Source organism: Sorangium sp. So ce119 (genome assembly GCF_051524405.1).
In the GTDB taxonomy this organism is placed as follows: domain Bacteria; phylum Myxococcota_A; class Polyangia; order Polyangiales; family Polyangiaceae; genus Sorangium; species Sorangium cellulosum_G.
In genome coordinates this window covers 4914455-4932858 of record NZ_CP150310.1, presented here as the reverse complement: position 1 = coordinate 4932858, position 18404 = coordinate 4914455, and the positions used below count along the sequence as shown (strand labels likewise).

General features: G+C 72.4%; 12 protein-coding genes. 8 read left to right on the top strand and 4 right to left on the bottom strand.

Annotated elements, in window-relative coordinates:
- Window positions 1-21 precede the first annotated feature (21 nt).
- From WME76_RS18505 to WME76_RS18485, 5 genes are all read left to right on the top strand, one after another.
- Complete coding sequence (locus tag WME76_RS18505) at window positions 22-1656, top strand: aspartate:alanine exchanger family transporter (RefSeq protein WP_437961415.1); 1635 nt, start codon at window positions 22-24, stop codon at window positions 1654-1656.
- A gap of 455 nt (window positions 1657-2111) precedes the next feature.
- Window positions 2112-2621, top strand: a complete 510-nt coding sequence (locus WME76_RS18500; protein ID WP_437961414.1) for a hypothetical protein — start codon at window positions 2112-2114, stop codon at window positions 2619-2621.
- Window positions 2622-2747: 126 nt separating this feature from the next.
- Window positions 2748-5804 carry a YbcC family protein gene (locus WME76_RS18495; protein WP_437961413.1) on the top strand — a complete coding sequence of 1019 codons (3057 nt, stop codon included), beginning with the start codon at window positions 2748-2750 and terminating at the stop codon, window positions 5802-5804.
- A complete protein-coding gene (locus tag WME76_RS18490; RefSeq protein WP_437961412.1) occupies window positions 5794-7218 on the top strand; it encodes a proton-conducting transporter transmembrane domain-containing protein in 1425 nt (474 codons plus the stop codon). Before WME76_RS18495 ends, WME76_RS18490 begins: the two co-directional genes overlap by 11 nt.
- Complete coding sequence (locus WME76_RS18485) at window positions 7215-8717, top strand: complex I subunit 4 family protein (RefSeq protein WP_437961411.1); 1503 nt, start codon at window positions 7215-7217, stop codon at window positions 8715-8717. The genes WME76_RS18490 and WME76_RS18485 overlap by 4 nt, the downstream gene beginning before the upstream one ends.
- 55 nt (window positions 8718-8772) lie before the next feature.
- On the opposite strand, the gene WME76_RS18480 is transcribed toward WME76_RS18485, so the two are convergent.
- From WME76_RS18480 to WME76_RS18470, 3 genes are read right to left on the bottom strand one after another with little or no spacing between them, the layout of a single operon-like run.
- Window positions 8773-9063 (bottom strand): hypothetical protein, encoded by a 291-nt coding sequence (locus tag WME76_RS18480; protein ID WP_437961410.1) that lies wholly within the window; start codon window positions 9061-9063, stop codon window positions 8773-8775.
- Between the two features lie 14 nt (window positions 9064-9077).
- Window positions 9078-10202: a tetratricopeptide repeat protein gene (locus WME76_RS18475; RefSeq protein WP_437961409.1), complete on the bottom strand. Its 1125-nt coding sequence runs from the start codon at window positions 10200-10202 to the stop codon at window positions 9078-9080.
- Between the two features lie 12 nt (window positions 10203-10214).
- Window positions 10215-11009, bottom strand: a complete 795-nt coding sequence (locus tag WME76_RS18470) for an SAM-dependent methyltransferase (RefSeq protein ID WP_437961408.1) — start codon at window positions 11007-11009, stop codon at window positions 10215-10217.
- Window positions 11010-11561: 552 nt separating this feature from the next.
- Between WME76_RS18470 and WME76_RS18465 the strand changes: the two genes are divergently transcribed.
- Window positions 11562-13439 carry a phosphoenolpyruvate carboxykinase (GTP) gene (locus WME76_RS18465; protein WP_437962126.1) on the top strand — a complete coding sequence of 626 codons (1878 nt, stop codon included), beginning with the start codon at window positions 11562-11564 and terminating at the stop codon, window positions 13437-13439.
- Between the two features lie 70 nt (window positions 13440-13509).
- On the opposite strand, the gene WME76_RS18460 is transcribed toward WME76_RS18465, so the two are convergent.
- Entirely contained in the window at window positions 13510-15171 is a 1662-nt protein-coding gene (locus WME76_RS18460) for a sigma 54-interacting transcriptional regulator (protein ID WP_437961407.1), read from the bottom strand.
- A 194-nt stretch (window positions 15172-15365) separates the two neighbouring features.
- Here WME76_RS18460 and WME76_RS18455 point away from each other — a divergent pair, with 194 nt between their 5' ends.
- Both WME76_RS18455 and WME76_RS18450 read left to right on the top strand, forming a co-directional pair.
- Window positions 15366-17321 (top strand): protein kinase domain-containing protein, encoded by a 1956-nt coding sequence (locus WME76_RS18455; RefSeq protein WP_437961406.1) that lies wholly within the window; start codon window positions 15366-15368, stop codon window positions 17319-17321.
- 216 nt (window positions 17322-17537) lie between these two features.
- Window positions 17538-18389, top strand: coding sequence for an SAM-dependent methyltransferase (locus WME76_RS18450; RefSeq protein WP_437961405.1), 852 nt, complete (start codon window positions 17538-17540; stop codon window positions 18387-18389).
- The last annotated feature ends 15 nt before the right edge of the window (window positions 18390-18404 follow it).

Here is an 18404-nt window from a genome sequence, read left to right as displayed (position 1 = left end):
TTCCCTCCGAAGCCCGAGCCCATGATTCGCCTCCTCGCGGACAGCCCCCTCCTGCTGCTCTTCCTCGTCTCCGCCGTCGGCTTCCTCGTGGGGCGCCTCCGGATCGGCGGCTTCCACCTCGGCGTCGCGGCGGTGCTCTTCGTGGGCCTCGGCGCCGGCGCCGTCGACCCGGCGCTGCAGCTCCCCGAGTTCGTGCCGGCCTTCGGCCTCGCCCTCTTCGTCTACACGGTGGGGCTCAGCAGCGGCCCGGGGTTCTTCGCGTCGCTGCGACGCCGCGGCCTGCGGGACGCCGGCCTCGCCGCCGGCGCGCTCCTCGTGGCCGCCGCGCTCGCGGCGCTCGCCGGGCGCCTCGCCGGCCTGCGCGGCGCCGTCGTCGCCGGGATCTTCGCGGGCGCCACCACGAGCACCCCGGCGCTGGCCAGCGCCCTCGAGGTGATCAAGTCCGCGCCCGAGGCCGCGCGCGAGGCGCTCTCCAGCGGCGCCGTGGTCGGCTACTCGGTGACCTACCCGCTCGGGGTGCTCGGCACGCTCGGGGCGATCGGCCTCTTCCAGCGGCTCTTCCGGGTGGACCCCGACGCTGAGGCGCGGAGCCGGCGCGGCGCCGGGGCGGGCGGGCAGCGCCTCACCAACGTCACCGTGCGCGTCACCCGCGACGAGGCGCTCGGCGCGCCGGCCGGCGAGATCCGGCAGCGGCACGGGCTGCACGTGCTCTTCGGCCGCATGCGCCGCGGCCAGCAGCTCGCGATCGCCACCGACGCGACCGTGTTCGAGCGCGGCGATCTCGTGGGCGTGATCGGGGGCGAGGACGACGTGCGCGCCGCCGCGCTCCTGCTCGGCGAGGCCACGACCGAGCACCTGGAGTTCGACAGGTCCCTCATCGATTTCCGCCGGATGTTCGTCTCCCGCCCCGGCGTCACCGAGCGGCCGCTGCGCGCGCTCCGGCTCCCGGAGCGCTTCGGGGCGATCATCACGCGCGTCCGCCGCGGGGACGTGGAGCTCTTGCCCGACGATCAGACCGAGCTCGAGCTCGGCGACCGCGTGCGCGTCGTCGCGCCGCGCGAGCGCATGGAGGCGGTCGCGCGCTACCTCGGCGACTCGTTCAAGGCGATCTCGGAGATCGACGTGATCACGTTCAGCCTCGGCATCGCCCTCGGGCTGCTGCTCGGCGCCGCGCCGATCCCGCTGCCGGGCGGGGCCCCGATCAAGCTCGGGTTCGCGGGCGGGCCGCTGCTCGCGGGGCTCGTCCTCGGCCGGGTGGGGCGAACGGGGCCGCTCGTGTGGACGCTGCCGTTCAGCGCCAACCTCACGCTGCGGCAGCTCGGCGTGGTGATGTTCCTCGCCGGCGTCGGCACCCGATCGGGCTACTCGTTCGCGCGCACGCTCCAGCAAGGCGGCGCCGCGGCGCTGATCGTGAGCGGCGCGGCGATCACCGCGGTCGTCGCCGTCGGGACGCTGATCGTCGGCCACCGGCTGCTCCGGATCCCGATGGGCACCCTCACCGGGATGCTCGCCGGCATCCAGACGCAGCCGGCGGTGCTCGCCTTCAGCCTGGAGCAGGCGCGCAGCGAGGCGCCGAACACGGGGTACGCGTCGGTCTATCCGGTGGCGACGCTCGTGAAGATCGTCGCGGCGCAGCTCCTCGTGCGGCTGCTCTGACGAGCTCGCCCGCAAGGACGGTGAGATCCGCGCCGCGCGAGATCGGCCTCACCCAGGCGCCGCGCCGCGCCGGTCGGAGATCGCAGGACACGACGCGGGTACAGCGGTCGGTCAGCGCGCGGGCTGCTCGTCGTTGCGCGCGCGGTGGAATAATCCAGCGCTGGTGCTCGCGAAAACTTCTTGAAACATTGTGTGAGCCGGGGACTGGAAACCAGTCACGCGGTCTCCTAGCGGTCGGGCGGAGGTGGCGGGACTCACATCCTGCCGAACAACGACTACCGCCATGCCCATGCCCAACATCCCGGACCCACCAGAGCCAGCACCGACAGCGCCGGCTCCGTCGACGTGGAAGTCGGATCTCGTCTCAGGGTTCCTCGTCTTCTTGATCGCTCTCCCGCTCTCCCTCGGCATCCGGCGCCCTCGGCGACTTCTTCCCCTCCTCGGTGGTGCGCGGCATGCTCGCCGCCATCGGGATCATCATCTGCTCGAAGCAGGTCCGCACGCTCAAGGAGCAGCTCGTTGTCTTCGTCGCCACCGCCGCGATCACCATTGCGACCGATCTGCTCGTGGGGGTCGTGGCCGGGATCGCCGTGGAGATGTTCATCCATGTGCTCCACGGGGCGCCGCTCCGCAGCCTCTTCCGGCCGGAGATCGAGGAGCACGTCGAGGGCGGACGGCTCGTGCTGCGCGTCAAGCAGGCCGCCGTCTTCAGCAATTACCTCTCGATCAAGCGGAGGCTCGCGCGGCACCGGGACGTCCGTGCCATCGAGATCAACTTCGCCGCTACCCGCCTGGTCGATCACACGGTCATGGCCAACCTGCACGACCCTCAAGGCCCTGATCGAGCGCGAGGGCCGGACGCTCTCGCTGTCGGGCCTCGACGACCACGGCCCGATGTCGTCGCACCCGCTCTCCGCGCGGAAGAAGGTGGCCTTCGCAACGGCGGTGAGCCGGTGAGCCGGTGAGCCGGTGAGCCGGTGAGCCGCTGAGTCGGTGAGCCGCTGAGCCCGCACGGCGTGCGCGAGGGGCGCGAAAGCTGCGCGTGCGCGCCGCGCTTTTTGGAGCGATACTCCAGGAGACGTACGATTGACATGAACGAGCCAAGTGCGAAGTCCAGCGCAGACGAAGCTCCAGTAGAGCGCCTGCGCGCCGTCCTCCAGCACGCCGGTCACCTCCTGCCCTCGCAGGGGCCCATCGGCGTGTTCGTCCACCACAACACGCTGCACGCGTTCCAGCACCTGCAGTTCCACGACGCGCTCGCCGCTGCGAGCGCGCTGTTCGAGGCAGAGCCGTACCTCTCCGAGGCGGAGTTCCGCGCGCACATCGCGTCGGGCCGGATCGGCGACCAGGACGTCGAGGCGGCGCTCGCCGAGCGCTTCGCCGAGCGGCCTGACGAGCGCCGCGGGCCGCTGTCACGCAACCAGATTGAGCGCTTCGCGCTGCGCTTTCCCATCGAGGCCGCCACCGAGGCGGGGCTCCGGTGGCGCATCGCCGAGGCGGGAGAGACGCGCAGGTTGAGGCCCGACCTCCCGGCCGAGCCGCGCCGCCGGATCCTCGTCGGCACGGCGCGATGGCTGGTCGAGCGCCCCGAGGCCGCCGCGCGCCTCGTCGCCGAGGGCGGCTACGACCTCGAGGTCCGCGCCGCGCTCGCGCTCTGGGACGCGTGCCGCAGCGCGCCGCTGCCGCCGGCGGCGTCCGCCGAGGTGCCGCTCGCCGACCGCGTGGGTGTCGATCGATCCCACCGCGATCTGCTGCTCGCGCTCACGGGGGAAGATCCGGCCGAGCTCATCAACCCGCTCTTCATCCGGCTCCTCGGCGCCTACCTCGACGAGGGCGTCGCGCACTGGGCGATGCCGGACCGCGCGCAGGGGCTCTTCCGCGCGTTCCGCAGCCTCGTGCTGGAGGGCGCGAGGCCGGCCGGCGCGCACCTCGCCGGGCTCGGCGCGGAGCTCGACCGGATCGGGGCGGACGCGTCGCCCGCGGCCGTCGTCATAGGCGCCCTGCGCGAGCTCGGCGTCGCGGAGGACCGCTGGGAAGGTTACGTGACGCGCGTCCTGCTCGAGCTGCCGGGCTGGGCCGGCATGGTCCACCGGCTCGAGCGCACCCCGGGCGACCGGCCGCAAGGCGCGCCGCCCGCGTCGCTGATCGAGTACCTCGCGGTGCGCCTGACCCTCGCCCGGTACGCCCTGCGCGACGTGGCGCGCCGGCGGCTCGGGTTCGAGGGGCCCCTCGCGGGGCTCGTCGAGCACGCCCGGCTCGCCGCGAGGCGCGCCGGGCCGCCGCCGCGCTCGCCCGACGTCGATCGACCGTTCCTCCTGTTCCAGCTCGCGCAGCTCGCGGGGCTGTCGGTCGCCGAGATGGAGGCGCTCCCGCAGGCCGATCGCGCCTGGGCGCTGGAGGTGCTCGAGGCGTTCGACGAGACGACGCGGCGGCGCCTCCTGCACGAGGCGTACGAGCATCACCACCGGGTCGAGGTGCTGCACGGCATCGCGGCGAACCTGCGCCGCCCGGCGCACGAGCGCGCGGTCGTGGCCCCTCGGTTCCAGATCGCGCTGTGCATCGACGACCGCTGCGAGGGCCTCCGGAGGCACTTCGAGGAGCTCTCTCCGCGGCACGAGACCCTCGGCATCGCCGGGTTCTTCGGCGTGCCGATCCGGTTCCGCGGGCTCGACGACGCCGGCCACGTGAGCCTCTGCCCCGTCGGCGTCGAGCCCGCGCACGAGATCGTCGAGCGGCCCCGCGAGGAGGGCGCCTTCCATCTCCGGAAGGCGCGCCGCAGGCGCTGGGCGCGCTTCGTCCACACCCTCGGGCACGGGACCCGGACCCTCTCGCGCGGCCTCCTGCTCACGCCGACCCTCGGGCTGCTCTCCACGATCCCGCTCGTCGGGCGCGTCCTGTTCCCGAAAGCGTTCGCGCGGCTGCGCCGCGCCCTCGATCGCCGCCTCCTGCCGGCGGTGCCGACCCACCTCCACAGCCCGCACGAGGAGGGCGCTCCGGCGGGCAGCGGAGGGGCGCCCTTCACGGCCGCCGAGAAGGCCGCGAGGGTGGCCGCGACGCTCGAGATCATGGGGCTCACCCGCCGCTTCGCGCCGGTCGTGGCGGTGCTCGGCCACGGCGCGTCCAGCGTGAACAACCCGCACCAGTCCGCGTACGACTGCGGCGCGTGCGGCGGCCGGCAGGGCGGCCCGAACGCGCGGCTGTTCGCCGCCATGGCCAACGACCGGGAGGTGCGCGCGCTGCTGCGCGGCCGCGGCATCGACATCCCGGACGGGACCTTCTTCCTCGGCGGGATGAACAACACGACGACGGAGGAGATCGTCTTCTACGACGAGCACCTCGCGCCGGCGTCGCACCGCGGCGAGATCGAGGCGCTCGAGCGGGCCCTCGCCGAGGCGCGCAAGCGGCACGCGCACGAGCGCTGCCGCCGCTTCGCGTCGGCGCCGGAGCGCCTGAGCCCCGAGCAGGCGCTCGCGCACGTCGAGGCGCGGGCCGTGGACCTCAGCGAGGCCCGGCCCGAGCTCGGGCACGCGACCAACGCCGTCTGCGTGATCGGCCGCCGCGAGCTCACCCGCGGGATGTTCCTCGACCGCCGCGCGTTCCTCGTCTCGTACGACCCGACCCAGGACCCGACCGGGGCGATCCTCGAGCGCGTCCTGCTCTCCGCGGGGCCGGTCGGGGCGGGGATCAACCTCGAGTACTACTTCTCCCGCGTCGACAACCTCCGCTATGGCGCCGGGACCAAGCTGCCGCACAACCTCGCCTCGCTGCTCGGGGTCATGGACGGCTCGCTGAGCGATCTGCGCACCGGCCTGCCGAAGCAGATGATCGAGATCCACGAGCCGGTGCGCATGCTCACCGTCGTGGAGGCGAGCGCGGAGGCGGCCACGGCGATCTGCGCGCGGCAGCCGGCGCTCCGCGAGCTCGTCGTCAACGGCTGGATCCAGCTCGTCTGCCTCGACCCGGCGACGGGCCGGTTCGAGCGCTTCACCCGCGGGGCCTTCGCGCCGTTCACGCCGCCGGAGCACCCGCTGCCGGCGGTCCAGCGGTCCGTCGACTGGTACGCGGGCAAGCGCGGCTTCATCCCGCCCGCCATCGTCCGCGCCGCGCTTCCACGGTCCCTGACGGAGGTCTCTTCCCATGCTGCCTGACGTCCTCCTCGGCAAGCTCGCCGCGGTCGCCGTGCTCTCGCCGGCGGTCGTGTTCGCGGCGCTCGGCGCCTACCTGCTCCTCCTGCGCACGCCGAGCGAGCGCGTCGTGTCGGGCGTCGTGCTGTCGGCGCTCTCGCTCTCGCTCGTCGCCTCGCTCGTCGCCTGGGGCTCGTCCGTCGTGGCGCCCTACACCTTCCTCTCGGTGGAGCTCGGGCGCTGGTTCGAGGTCCCGGGCTACGCGTTCCACATCGTCCTGCTCGTCGACCGGCTGTCGACGACGATGATGGTCCTCGTCTCGCTGATCGCGCTCGTCACCGGCAGGTTCTCGGTCGCGTACCTGCACCGCGAGCCAGGGTTCGCGCGGTTCTTCCTGCTCCTCGCCCTGTTCTCGGCGGGCATGCTGGCGCTCGTGTCCGCGGGGAGCATGGACCTGCTCTTCGTCGGCTGGGAGCTCGTCGGCGCGACGAGCGTGCTCCTCGTGGCGTTCTTCCACGAGCGCGCGGCGCCGGCGCGGGCGGCGCTGCGCGTCTACATCACCTACCGGCTCTGCGACGTGGGGCTGCTCGTCGGCGCGGTGCTCATGCACTCGCTCGCCGGCTCCGCCAGCTTCGGCGAGGTGTTCGGCGGCGCCCCGTGGCCCGGGTCCGCCGCCGCGATCGGCGCCTCCGGGGCCACGGCGCTCGCGCTGTGCCTGTTCTTCGCCGCGATGGGCAAGAGCGCGCAGTTCCCCGTCGGGACCTGGCTGCCGCGGGCGATGGAGGGGCCGACGCCGTCGAGCGCGCTCTTCTACGGCGCGATCTCGATCCACGCGGGCGTGTACCTGATGCTGCGCGCGGCCCCCGTGCTCGAGCGCGCGCCCGCGGCGAGCGCGGTGGTGGCCTGCGTCGGGGCGCTCACGGCCGTCTACGGGACGCTGGTGGGCCGGGTGCAGGCGGACGTGAAGAGCGCGCTCGCGTACGCGACCATGTCGCAGGTCGGGATCATGTTCGTGGAGATCGGGCTCGGGTACTACCGGCTCGCGCTGGTGCACCTCTTCGCGCACGCGTGCCTCCGGTGCCTGCAGATGCTGCGCGCGCCCGCGGCGCTCCGCGACGCGCAGGAGATCCGGGCCGCGCACGCCAGCGAGCCGCTGCCGCACCTCGCCATCGCCGCCCGCGTGCTGCCGGCGTCGATCGTGCGGCGCGCCTACTGGGCCTCCCTCGAGCGCTTCCAGGTGGAGGTGCTGCAGCAGCGGCTCATCGCGGCGCCGCTCATGCGCCTCGGGCAGGTGATCGACGGCTTCGAGCGCCGCTGGGTCGCGGCGCTGAGCGGCCTCGCCGAGCGCGACGGGGGCCGCGCCGTCGAGGCGGGCGCTCCCGGCGAGCGCGCGGGCGCGGCGGCGCCGGCGCCCCGGACGAAGGGGGCGCGGTCATGAGCATGTTCCTGATCCTGGCGGCGACGATCCTCGCGCCCGCGCTCGCCGCGCTCCTGGTCTACCGCGCGCGCGGCGACGCCGCCGCGCGACGCGTGGCCCTCGCCGGCGCGGCGCTCACCCTGGGGCTCTCGCTCGCTGCGCTCGCGCTGTTCCACGCCGGCGGCGGCGCCGCGGTCGACGCGATCGGCCCCGCCGTGCCGCTCCTCGGCGTGCGCGTCCGCCTCGTCCTCAACGGCTTCAGCGCCTCCCTGCTCCCGCTGCTCGGCGCCATGCTGCTCGCCCTGATCGCCGCGGGCCCGCGCGCCGCGCTCGATCGGCGGAGCCTCGCGGCGGTGCTCGCCACCGGGAGCGCCATCCTCGGCGTCTACTGCGCCGCGGACCTCGTGGTGCTCGCCGTGGCGTGGGTCGCCGCGTTCCTGCCGGGCGCGAGCCTCATCGCGCGGCGGGGCGCGGCCGATCAGCTGCTCCGGCGCACCTACCGCATCTTCCTCATCGGCGGCACGGCGCCGCTCGTCCTGGCGCTCGGCGTCATGGCCGCGCTCGCCGCGCGGCGCGGCGTGGCGCTGCCGTTCGACATCCAGGAGGTCGCCCGCGCGGGCATCCCGGAGGCGTGGCAGTCGCCGCTCTTCGCGCTCATCGGCATCTCGGTGCTGATGCGCATGGCCGCCGTGCCGTTCCACGGCTGGCTGCCGGTGCTGCTCGAGCGCGGGCCGCTCGGGGTGACCGTGCTGCTGGCGGAGATGCAGGTCGGCGTTTGCGTGCTCGTGCGCGTGGTGGTGCCGCTCCTGCCGGAGAGCTGCGCCGAGGACATGCCGATCCTCGCCGCGCTGGGGCTCTTCAGCGCCCTGCACGGCGCCGTCCTCGCGCTCACGCAGACCGATCTCCGCCGGATGATCGGGTACCTCGTGGCGAGCCAGAAGGGGCTCGTGCTCCTCGGGATCGCGTCGATGAACCCGCAGAGCCTGAGCGGCGCGCTGCTCCAGAGCTTCGCCCTGTCGATCGCGGTCACCGGGGTGACGATGGTCGTCTGGGCGATCGAGGCGCGCACGGGCACCGCGGACGTGAGGGAGCTCGGCGGCCTCGTGGCCAGGACGCCGCGCATGGCCGCGTTCTTCCTCCTGCTCGCCTACACGACGATCGGGCTCCCGGGGGCGCTGACGTTCATCGGCGAGGATCTGCTCCTGCACGGGATCCTGCACGTCCACCCCGTGCTCTCGGTGCTGATGCTGGGCGCGACGGCGCTCAACGGGATCACGATGTTCCGCGCGTTCAAGCGCACCTTCCTGGGCCCGCTCCCCCGCGGGGCGAAGGGCGCCGCCAGCGTCGAGCCGCTCCTGTTCCGCGAGCGCGCGGTGCTGCTCTCGCTGCTGGCGCTGACCGTGACCCTGGGCGTCGCGCCGTCAGGGCTGCTCGCGCTGCACGCGCCGGTGGTCGAGCGGGTGCTCGCCGACGTGAGCCACGGCGCGGGGGGCGCCATGGCGCACGGGCACGCAGAGTAGCCCCCTCGTCTGGCTCACAGGCGCGCGCGTGGGCTGAGCCCGCGCGGCGGCCGGATCACCGCGCCGCGTGGCGCCGGTCTGCCCGGACGGCGTGGGGGCTCTGGCCCCGGAGGTCGGCGGGATCGGGATCCTCGTCCTCGTCCGGATCGGGGCCGGGATCGAGGATGAAGGCGCATCGGGTCCACGCGCCGCCCGCGATCGCGGCCTGCACCTCGGGCGAACCCGGCTGCTGCAGCGCGGCCCGCTCCTCGTCGGTGAGCAGCGCATCCTGCCGGTCAGCCGCCAACGCGTCCTGCTTGAAGGGGTCGATGCTCAGCTCCGTGAGCAAGTTGAAGAGTCGATCCATGAATCCTCCTGTGTTCAGTCGTCCTTGGTCTGGAGCTCTCGACGCTCGCGCGGCGAGAGCGGCTTCGTGCGAAGAGCGCTCCACGTGGGATCGAAGGCCACCAGCGCGATCGCCTCGACGGACAGGTTGTTTCGCATGCTCGCGATGGACCGGCCGCCCTCCCGGTCTTCGAGCACGTCCAATCCCCGAAGCATCGTGTCGATCTCGCTCCTTGTCGACTCGAGCACCTTCCGGGTGTGCTCGATGACCGCCGGCGCGAGGGGGTCATTCAGGTGCTTCAGCCCGACGGCGATGAAGTAGCGCGAAAAGACATCCGCCGGATTCTTCTTCACTGCGCGGAGCGCCGAGGCGACGGATTCATGGAAAGTCCCGGCGCAGCTCAGGAGCTTTGCGGCGGCGGCGTGGATCGGCAGCCGTTTATCGACGTCCAGCGTGAGCGCGTCCAGCAGGCAGTCGCGCGCGTCGAGGAGCCCGGGCTTCATGTCGGACTGCTCACGCGCGATGAGGGCAAGGACGCACGCCTTGAACGCGCTGACCCACGCGTACCCTGGGTTGAGCTCGCGGGCCTTGTCGAGGTCCTGCAGCGCCCGCGCAGCGGCGTCGCTCCCGCTGGGGCCCCGCGCCTCGGGCGCCGGCGTGAGGCCGTCGTCCAGCTCCAGGGCCGGCACCAGCCTGGGCATCACCTCGAGCCAGTACTTGTACGTGTACGTCGCGCCCCGGTGGGCGAACGTCCAGGCGCTGCCCGGCGACAGCTCGGCAGCTCGTTCGAGGAGCTCGATCCCGCGGTCGATCAGCGCGTGCTGCTCGCGCCAGTCCGCGGGCGCGCCCGTCCTGCCCAGCCTGTAGCTCGCGTGCATCCGGTGGGCTTCACCCCAGCGCGCGTACGCCCATCCGTAGTCGGGCTTCAGCTCCAGCGCCTTCCTGAAATCGGCGCAGCAGGGCTCCCAGTCGTCGAGCGCGGCACGGGCGGCGCCGCGGTGGGCGTAGGCCCACGCGTACTCGCCGTCGATCTCGATCGCCTCGGTGAACAGCCGGATCGCGTCCGTGTACTGGCCGTTCTTGCGGCGCACCTCGGCCTCCTGGGCGAGGCTCTTGCTCTGTCTGCGCTTCTCTTTCACGTCTTCGTTTTGACCTGCCATGAGATCGCCTCGTCAGTGCACAAGCGGTGAATCCACCCCGGCTCCGGCGCCGCCGTCCCAGCCGATGCGCTCCAGCACCTCCGGGTCGACGGCCGCCCGCGCGACCGGCGGCACGTACAGCGTCGAGACGTCGTCCACCGGCGCCGCCGAGAGCGCCGAGAGCGCCACCCGGTCCAGGCGAGGTGAGGCGAGCGCATGCGCGGCCGCCTCGTAGATCACCACCTCGTGGGCGGCCGGGTAGCTCCGGCGGAGGCGCTCGCCGAGGGCCTCGAGCCCGCGGCGGATGCGCGCGGCGTCCGAGGGATCGAACACGCCGGCGCAGCCGACCCCGCCGATCTGGCAGAGCACGAGCGGCGTGCGGGCGTCGATCTCCCGCCCCCGGATGAGGAAATCGGTCGCCTCGAAGAGCTGGAGTCCGTCGCGGCCGGGATCCAGCCCGAGATCGGCGAAGAGGCAGTCGATGGACGAGACGCCGGGCAGCATCCGGGCCGAGAACCCCTCGTCGCGCGCCTGCCGGATCGCCTCGTGCGCCGCGCTCGCGAGCACGCCCGGGTGCCCGTAGAACACCGCGCAGACCTTCAGTCCTTTGCGTACCTCGCCCAGGATGCGCTCGACCATCTCCGCGTAGATCGACCGCCGCGGGGTCTTGCCCTCCCCGTAGGGCAGCGACTCGGCCGCCGGGTTCAGGCTGCGCACCCAGCGCGCGGCCCAGGCGTCGGCGACCGCGAAGAGCACGCGATCTGCGCGCTGGATCGCGCGCTGGGCGGCGAGGGTCGTCTGGCCGGCCCACTGGATGCCGATTCCCACGACGACGAGAGATCCATTGGTTGACATACGCTCTGCCCCGTGCCGGCGTCCACGCGTCGGCCGCAGGGGCGATCCATGGTCGTTCCCCCGGCCCCCATGGCTTCATTTTCTCTCTTAACGTGACGTCGGCCCCGCATCAATCGAACGTGCATTGACCGCGCCTTGACCCCGCGCGCGGGCGCGGCGCTGCCCTCGGACGAGGCGCGCCGAGGTGGCCCGCTCCGCGATCCGCATCGTCCACGCGGGACGGCTGCGACGGTGGCCGGCATCGCGCGGCGCGTGGCGGGCGGATCTCCGGCGCGTCGGCGCACGAATTGCTCCAGGGCGCACCTGGTGCGCGCGATCAGGGCGTGCCGGCCGGGCTCAGGGAGAATCGATGCAGCCAACCGGGCGCATTTCGGCCAGAATTACCGCGAGGGCGGGCAGGGCCTGCGCCTTGCTAGCGCGCTTGATCAAGAAAGCGAGGAGGGTACGCCAGTGTCCGTAGCAGCCAGCCATAGCAGCCAGAACTCGGTCCATTCGGAGCCGCCTCCGCCTGTCTCGATCCCCGGTCTGCGAACGGCGATCGCCAACGAGAAGCTCCGGCTGTGGATCGCGGAGGTCGTCGCGCTGTGCCAGCCGGACAACGTGCACGTGTGCGACGGCTCGAAGGAGGAGTACGACGCGCTCTGCGAGCAGATGGTCAAGGCGGGCACGCTGATCCGCCTGAACCCGGAGAAGCGCCCGGACAGCTACCTCGCGCGCTCCGACCCGAGCGACGTGGCCCGCGTCGAGGACCGCACGTTCATCTGCAGCCGGCGCAAGCAGGACGCCGGCCCCACGAACAACTGGGCCGAGCCGCAGGAGATGAAGGCGACGCTGCGCCGGCTCTTCGCCGGGTCGATGCGGGGCCGGACGCTCTACGTCATCCCCTTCAGCATGGGCCCGGTCGGCTCGCCCTATTCGCACATCGGCGTGGAGCTCAGCGACTCGCCGTACGTCGCCGCGAGCATGCGCATCATGACGCGCATGGGGCGCAAGGTGCTCGAGGCGCTCGGGGACGGCGATTTCGTCCCGTGCCTGCACTCGGTCGGCATGCCCCTCGCCCCGGGCCAGAGCGACGTGCCGTGGCCGTGCAACGCGGAGCACAAGTACATCGTCCACTTCCCGGGAGAGCGGCTGATCTGGTCGTTCGGGAGCGGCTATGGCGGCAACGCGCTGCTCGGCAAGAAGTGCTTCGCGCTGCGCATCGCCTCGGTGCTCGGGCGCGAGCAGGGGTGGCTGGCCGAGCACATGCTGATCCTGGGCGTAGAGTCGCCGAAGGGCGAGAAGACGTATGTCGCCGCGGCCTTCCCGAGCGCGTGCGGCAAGACGAACTTCGCCATGCTCATCCCGCCGAAGGCGTTCGCGGGCTGGAAGATCACGACGGTGGGCGACGACATCGCCTGGATGAAGCCCGGGCGGGACGGCCAGCTCTACGCCATCAACCCGGAGGCGGGCTATTTCGGCGTGGCCCCGGGGACGTCGGAGAAGTCGAACGCGAACGCGATGGCGACCATCCGGAAGAACACGATCTTCACGAACGTGGGGCTCACGCCGGACGGCGACGTGTGGTGGGAGGGGATGACCGACGAGCCGCCGCCGGAGCTCATCGACTGGCAGGGGAAGCCCTGGACGCCGGACTGCGGGCGCAAGGCGGCCCACCCGAACGCGCGCTTCACGACGCCCGCGTCGCAGTGTCCATCGATCGATCCGCGCTGGGACGACCCGAACGGCGTCCCCGTCAGCGCGATCATCTTCGGCGGGCGGCGGGCGACGACGGTGCCGCTCGTGTACCAGTCGTTCAACTGGAGCTTCGGCGTCTACATGGCGGCGACGATCGGCTCGGAGATGACGGCCGCGGCCGCCGGCAACATCGGCCAGGTCCGCCGCGACCCGATGGCGATGCTGCCCTTCTGCGGCTACCACATGGGCGATTACTTCAACCACTGGCTGCAGATGGGGCGCCAGATCGTCAATCCGCCCCGCATCTTCTCGGTGAACTGGTTCCGCAAGGACGACCAGGGCAACTTCCTCTGGCCCGGGTTCGGCGAGAACATGCGTGTCCTCAAGTGGATCGTCGATCGCGTGCACGGCCGCGGCTTCGCCGAGGAGAGCCCGCTCGGCTGGATGCCGCGCTACGAGGACCTCGAGTGGCGCGGCATGGAGCGCTTCTCGAAGGAGCAGTTCTATCAGCTCATGGCCGTCGACCGCGAGGCGTGGAAGGTCGAGTTCGGGTCGCACGGCGAGCTCTTCGAGCGGCTCTACGACCGGCTGCCCAAGGAGTTCTTGCTGATGCGCGAGCTGCTCCTGTCCCAGCTCTGGCGCTCTCCGGAGCGCTGGGAGCTCGCGCCCGAGCGGTACCTCGTCGAGCACGAGGAGCACGATGACGCCGAGGAGCCCGCCTCGTAGATAGAGAGGCGCCTCCCGGGTGCAGCACCGGCGCCGCGCGTGGCGCCGGTGCTGGCGACATGACCGTCACCTAGGCGAGGCGCAATTCACGGATCCTGCGCTGGAGCGCTCGCTTCGAGACCTTGAGGCGCTCCACCATCGCGTCGATGTGGCCCTCGCACTCCTGGTAACAGCGGGCGACCTCGTCCGGCGGGAGGTGGCTGGCCTGGCGGACCTGCGGACAGCTCTCCACGAGGGCGTAGAGCGATGTCCGCGAGATCCCGAGCTGCTCCGCAGCGGCCTTGAAATCCCACCGGCTCCGGCGGAGCGCGTCGATGAGCTCCTCTTCACCGACGTCGGAGGGCTTGCGCCAGCCGGCGCCCTTGGCCGGGCCCGAGCTCGCCGGCGCAGCCGCCGCGCTCTCCTGTCGAGCCCAGCTCGCCGCGGCCGCGCGCTCCCCGCCGGCGTGACGCCGCTGCTCCGGGGCTGCCCGCTGGAGCAGGTGCTCGATCGCCGGCGCCTCCTCCAGGCGCGCTGCGCCCCGGCTCCCCACGACGAGCTGCCGGGTCACGTTCCGGAGCTGGCGAACGTTCCCCGGCCAGTCGTACCGCGCGAGCCGCGCCACCAGCGACGCCGGCAGCCAGGGGGCTCCGTCGGGCGCCGGTGAGTCGAGCCGGTGCGCCTCGCCCGAGGTCGCGAGCTCCTCGCGCAGGAAGTGAAGGAGCAGGCGCCCGATGTCGTCCCGGCGACCGCGGAGGGGAGGGAGCGTGATCTCGTAACCGGCCAGGCGGTGGAGCAGCGGGGCGCGAAAGGCCCCCTCGGCCACTCTGGCCTCGAGATCGGCGTCCGTGGCGGTGATCAGGCGAACGCGGGTGTTCTTCGGCTGCTGGGCGCCCACCGCCTGGATCTCGCCCGTCTCGAGGGCCCGGAGGAGCATCGCCTGCACGTCGAGCGGCGCTTCGCCGATCTCGTCGAGGAAGAGCGTCCCGTCCTCGGCCAGGCCGAAGTAGCCGGGCCGGCTGCGCACCGCGCCGGTATACGAGCCGCGCTCGGCGCCGAAGAGCTCCGCGGCCGCCAGCGAGGGAGGGATCGCCGCCATGTTGACGGCGACGAAGGGCTGATGGCGCCGGTCGCCGGCCTGGTGGATCGCCCTCGCGACGAGCTCCTTTCCGGTGCCTGTCTCGCCGCGCAGGAGGATCGCGACGCCGAGGTCGGCGACGCGGCGGATGTCCCGGCGTGTCCGCTCCAGGCCGTCGTTGTCGCCGATCAGGCCGAGGCGATCTCCCGGCTCGGGCGGGGACGGATCCGTCAGATGGAGCAGCAGGACGACGCGCTCGGCCAGCTCGATGACGGCGCCCCGCGTCACCTCGGCGAGCGAGAGATCGCGGCTCGCCTCGAGCGGCGCGCCGTCGACCGCGGCGCGCGCGCGGCCCTCCGCCGCGCAGAGCCGGATCCGGCCGTCGGGCAGCGCGATGAGGCGCAGGGGCTTGCGGCTGAGGTGGGTGTCGCCGAGCGGCGCGCGGCGGGCCGCGCCCGGCGGACCGAAGTACGGCTCCATCCGTGACAGCGCGACGGCATCGCGTAGCGCGAGGTCGGCGAGGACGGCGCGCTCTCCGACACGCTCGAGATCCGGGTGGTAGAGGACGGTCAGCGCGGGAACGAGGCGCGCGCAGGCCCGCCGCGGGGGGGCGACGTCGGGGTGCTGCGTCGTCGCGGCCGCGAGCGTCGTGAGTCCTGTGCGCCCAACCGCCATGGCGCACGAGGATACGCAACCATGGAAAAGCCTTGCAAGCTCGGTGACCGATCGCGGATACTCTGCATCTCCGCGCGGCGCGCTTCGCGACGCGTACATTGAACCACATCGGGCAGATCGCGGTCGCCGCATCACCAGGGCGGCGGCGCGGCGGCCGTTGACACGATGTTTGTGTACGCGTAGGTAGTTTTTTTGTGAAGGAGCAGACGATCGGCGGGAGGTACGCGCTGCGGCGCGAGATCGGCCGCGGCGGCATGGGGGTCGTCTGGGAGGCCTTCGATCAGATGCTCCGCCGGCCGGTGGCGATCAAGCGGATGACGCCCGAGAGCGTCGCATCCGCCGAGGCGCGGCAGAACTTCGAGCAGGAGGCGACGACGGTCGCCCGGCTCCGGAACGAGCACATCGTCCAGATTCACGACTACGGCATCGACGGAGGGTCGCCCTACATCGTCATGGAGTTGCTCGAGGGGGAGGACCTCGAGAGCCGGCTCCGCCGCACGCGTCAGCTTCCGGCATCGGCCGTGCTGCCGCTGGTCCGGCAGATCAGCGCGGGCCTCGAGGCTGCGAGCGCGGCGGGCATCGTCCACTGCGACCTCAAGCCGGCGAACGTCTTCGTCGCCCGGGGCGCGTCGGGCGAGTCCGTGAAGATCCTCGATTTCGGCGTGGGATGGAGGCTGTTCGAGGGGAGCGACGAGGACCGGCACGACTGGACCGGCGCGCGCTTCGGGACCCCGGCGTACATGAGCCCGGAGCAGGTCCGCGGCGCCGTTCCCCACCTCCTGGCGGACCTGTGGTCGCTCGGTGTCATCATCTACCGCGCGCTCACCGGCCATTTTCCTTTCTCGCCCACCGACGTGCGAGAGCTGATGGTCAGTATCTGCACGGACCCGTTCCCGCCGCCCTCGTCGCGCAACGCCGCCCTCCTGCCGGGCTTCGACCGCTTCTTCGAGCGCGCCCTGGCGAAGGACCGGACCCGGAGGTTTCAGTCGCCTCGCGAGCTCTGCGCGGCGTTCGCCGCGGTGTGCGACGCGGGCAGCAAGCCCGCCAAGATCCTCGTCGTCGACGATGAGCCCGACGTCCAGCTCCTGTTGAAGCTGCACTTCCGGCGCAACAAGAGCCGCGCGCCCTACGAGCTCGTCTTCGCGGACAATGGCCAGCTCGCCCTGGACGAGCTCCGGCGGCACCCGGACATCGACATCATCGTGACCGACATCAACATGCCGGTCATGGACGGGCTTACGCTCCTCGAGCGTATCCCTGAGGTGAACCCGCTCGCGAGGACGGTGATCGTGTCCGCCTACGGCGACATGACCAACATCCGTCGCGCCATGAACCGCGGTGCATTCGATTTCCTGACCAAGCCGCTCAATTTCGACGACCTCGAGGCGACCCTGGAGAAGACCCTTCGTTCCGTGAAGGAGCACCAGCGGAAGTCCCAGGCGAACGAGGAGAACGATGTCCTGCGGAAGTTCACGAGCGCGGCCCTGGTCGAGCGGCTCCGGGCGCTCGGCCCTGCCGGCGCAGCGGCGAGCGAGGCGCTGGAGGCCACCGTCGTGTTCGCCGACGTCTTCCGGTTCACCCGCGTCGCGCAGGAGAAGCCGCCCGCCGAGGCCACACGGCTGCTCAACGCCAACTTCGAGGTGATCGTCCCGGAGCTCCTGGCGCAGGGGGGGGTCGTGGACAAGTTCGTCGGCGACGCGGTGATGGCGGTGTTCCACGGGCCGGAGCACCTCGAACGGGCGCTGAAGGCGTGCCTCGCCGTGCGCGGGCAGATCGAGACGATCGCTCGGCGGACCGGCGACGACTCGCCTTATGCGCACGGGGTGTGCACCGGCGTCTCGACGGGCAGCGTCCTGGCGGCGGGGATCGGATCACACGCGTACGGCCAGCTCGGCTACACGGTGCTCGGCCACGCCGTGAACGCCGCATCGCACCTCGCGCGCGCGGCGCTGGCCGGGGAGATCCTCGTCGATGAGGCGGTCTACGGGGCCGCCAAGGACAGGTTCACGTTCGAGAGCGCGGGCGAGCGGAGCATCTGGCCGAGGGCCGAGTCGACGACGGTCTACCGGGTGGTAGGGCGCGAGGCGGCGCGGGTCCTGCTCGGGGAGGAGCCTACCGTGGAGATGGGGCGCGAGCCCAGGCGGGCCTAGGTCCGGCGTGGCCGACATGTCGGCCGACACAGCGCCGACACGTCGGGCTGGCGCCTGACGGGGCGCGCTGTGTCGGCGCCACGTCGGCTGCGTCGGGAGGGGCTGCGTGGCGCAGGTGCGCTGCGCGGCGGCCACGCGCGGGAGGGATGGTACGGGGCGTGCAAACCACGCCGGCGGCCGGATCGGATCGATCCAGAACGTCGCGAGGTGACCCTCTTGGCACAGCCACCCGACAGCGTGACATCCACCATCGACCGACGCGAGGGCTCGCTCGTCGTCGTCGGCACCGGCATCCAGTGGGCCGGGCAAACCACCCTCGCCGCCCGCCGCGCCATCGAAGCAGCGGATACCGTGCTCTTCGCGGTCGCCGACGCTGGCACGGTGAGCTGGCTGCGCTCGCTGCGCGCCGACGCCGTGTCGCTCCGGTACGGCGAGAGCGACGGCCCCCCGCGCCGCGAGGTCTACCGGCGGATGGCGGACGACATCCTCGCCGAGGTGCGCCGCGGCGCGCGCGTATGCGCCGTGTTCTACGGTCACCCGGGCGTCTTCTCGACGCCGGCGCACGAGGCCATCCGCCGCGCGCGGAGCGAGGGGTTCAGCGCGCGGATGCTCCCCGGCGTGTCGTTCCTGGATTGCCTCGTCGCCGATCTCGGCCTCGATCCCGGTCACGAAGGCTTCCTGGCCTACGAGGCGACGGATTTCCTGATCCGCAGGCGCCCCTTCGCGATCCATACGCCGCTCGTGCTGTCGCAGATCGCGCTGATCGGCAATCCGCAGGTGTTCGACCAGCGGGCGAGCGGGCGGATCCAGCGGGGGCTCTCCGTGCTCGGCGAGGTGCTCTGCGATAGCTACCCGATCTCGCACGAGGCGATCGTCTACGACGCCTCGACGCACCCGATCGAGCCGCCGAGGATCGCGCGGCAGCCGCTCAGCGACCTGGGCAACGCGCCGGTGAGCGACGTGTCGACGCTCTATATACCGCCGGTCGGGCCGGCGCCGGTGGATCGGGCGATGTGGGAGCGGTTGACGGGCGACGATGACCGGCGCCCGGCTTGTGCAATCGCGTGAGGTACCGGCTCGAGA

Excerpts from the sequence above, each read along its gene's own strand:
- WME76_RS18505 (WP_437961415.1), top strand. The coding sequence starts at position 22 with ATGATTCGCCTCCTCGCGGACAGCCCCCTCCTGCTGCTCTTCCTCGTC.
- WME76_RS18500 (WP_437961414.1), top strand. The coding sequence starts at position 2,112 with ATGCTCGCCGCCATCGGGATCATCATCTGCTCGAAGCAGGTCCGCACG.
- WME76_RS18495 (WP_437961413.1), top strand. The coding sequence starts at position 2,748 with ATGAACGAGCCAAGTGCGAAGTCCAGCGCAGACGAAGCTCCAGTAGAG.
- WME76_RS18490 (WP_437961412.1), top strand. The coding sequence starts at position 5,794 with ATGCTGCCTGACGTCCTCCTCGGCAAGCTCGCCGCGGTCGCCGTGCTC.
- WME76_RS18485 (WP_437961411.1), top strand. The coding sequence starts at position 7,215 with ATGAGCATGTTCCTGATCCTGGCGGCGACGATCCTCGCGCCCGCGCTC.
- WME76_RS18480 (WP_437961410.1), bottom strand. The coding sequence starts at position 9,063 with ATGGATCGACTCTTCAACTTGCTCACGGAGCTGAGCATCGACCCCTTC.
- WME76_RS18475 (WP_437961409.1), bottom strand. The coding sequence starts at position 10,202 with ATGGCAGGTCAAAACGAAGACGTGAAAGAGAAGCGCAGACAGAGCAAG.
- WME76_RS18460 (WP_437961407.1), bottom strand. The coding sequence starts at position 15,171 with ATGGCGGTTGGGCGCACAGGACTCACGACGCTCGCGGCCGCGACGACG.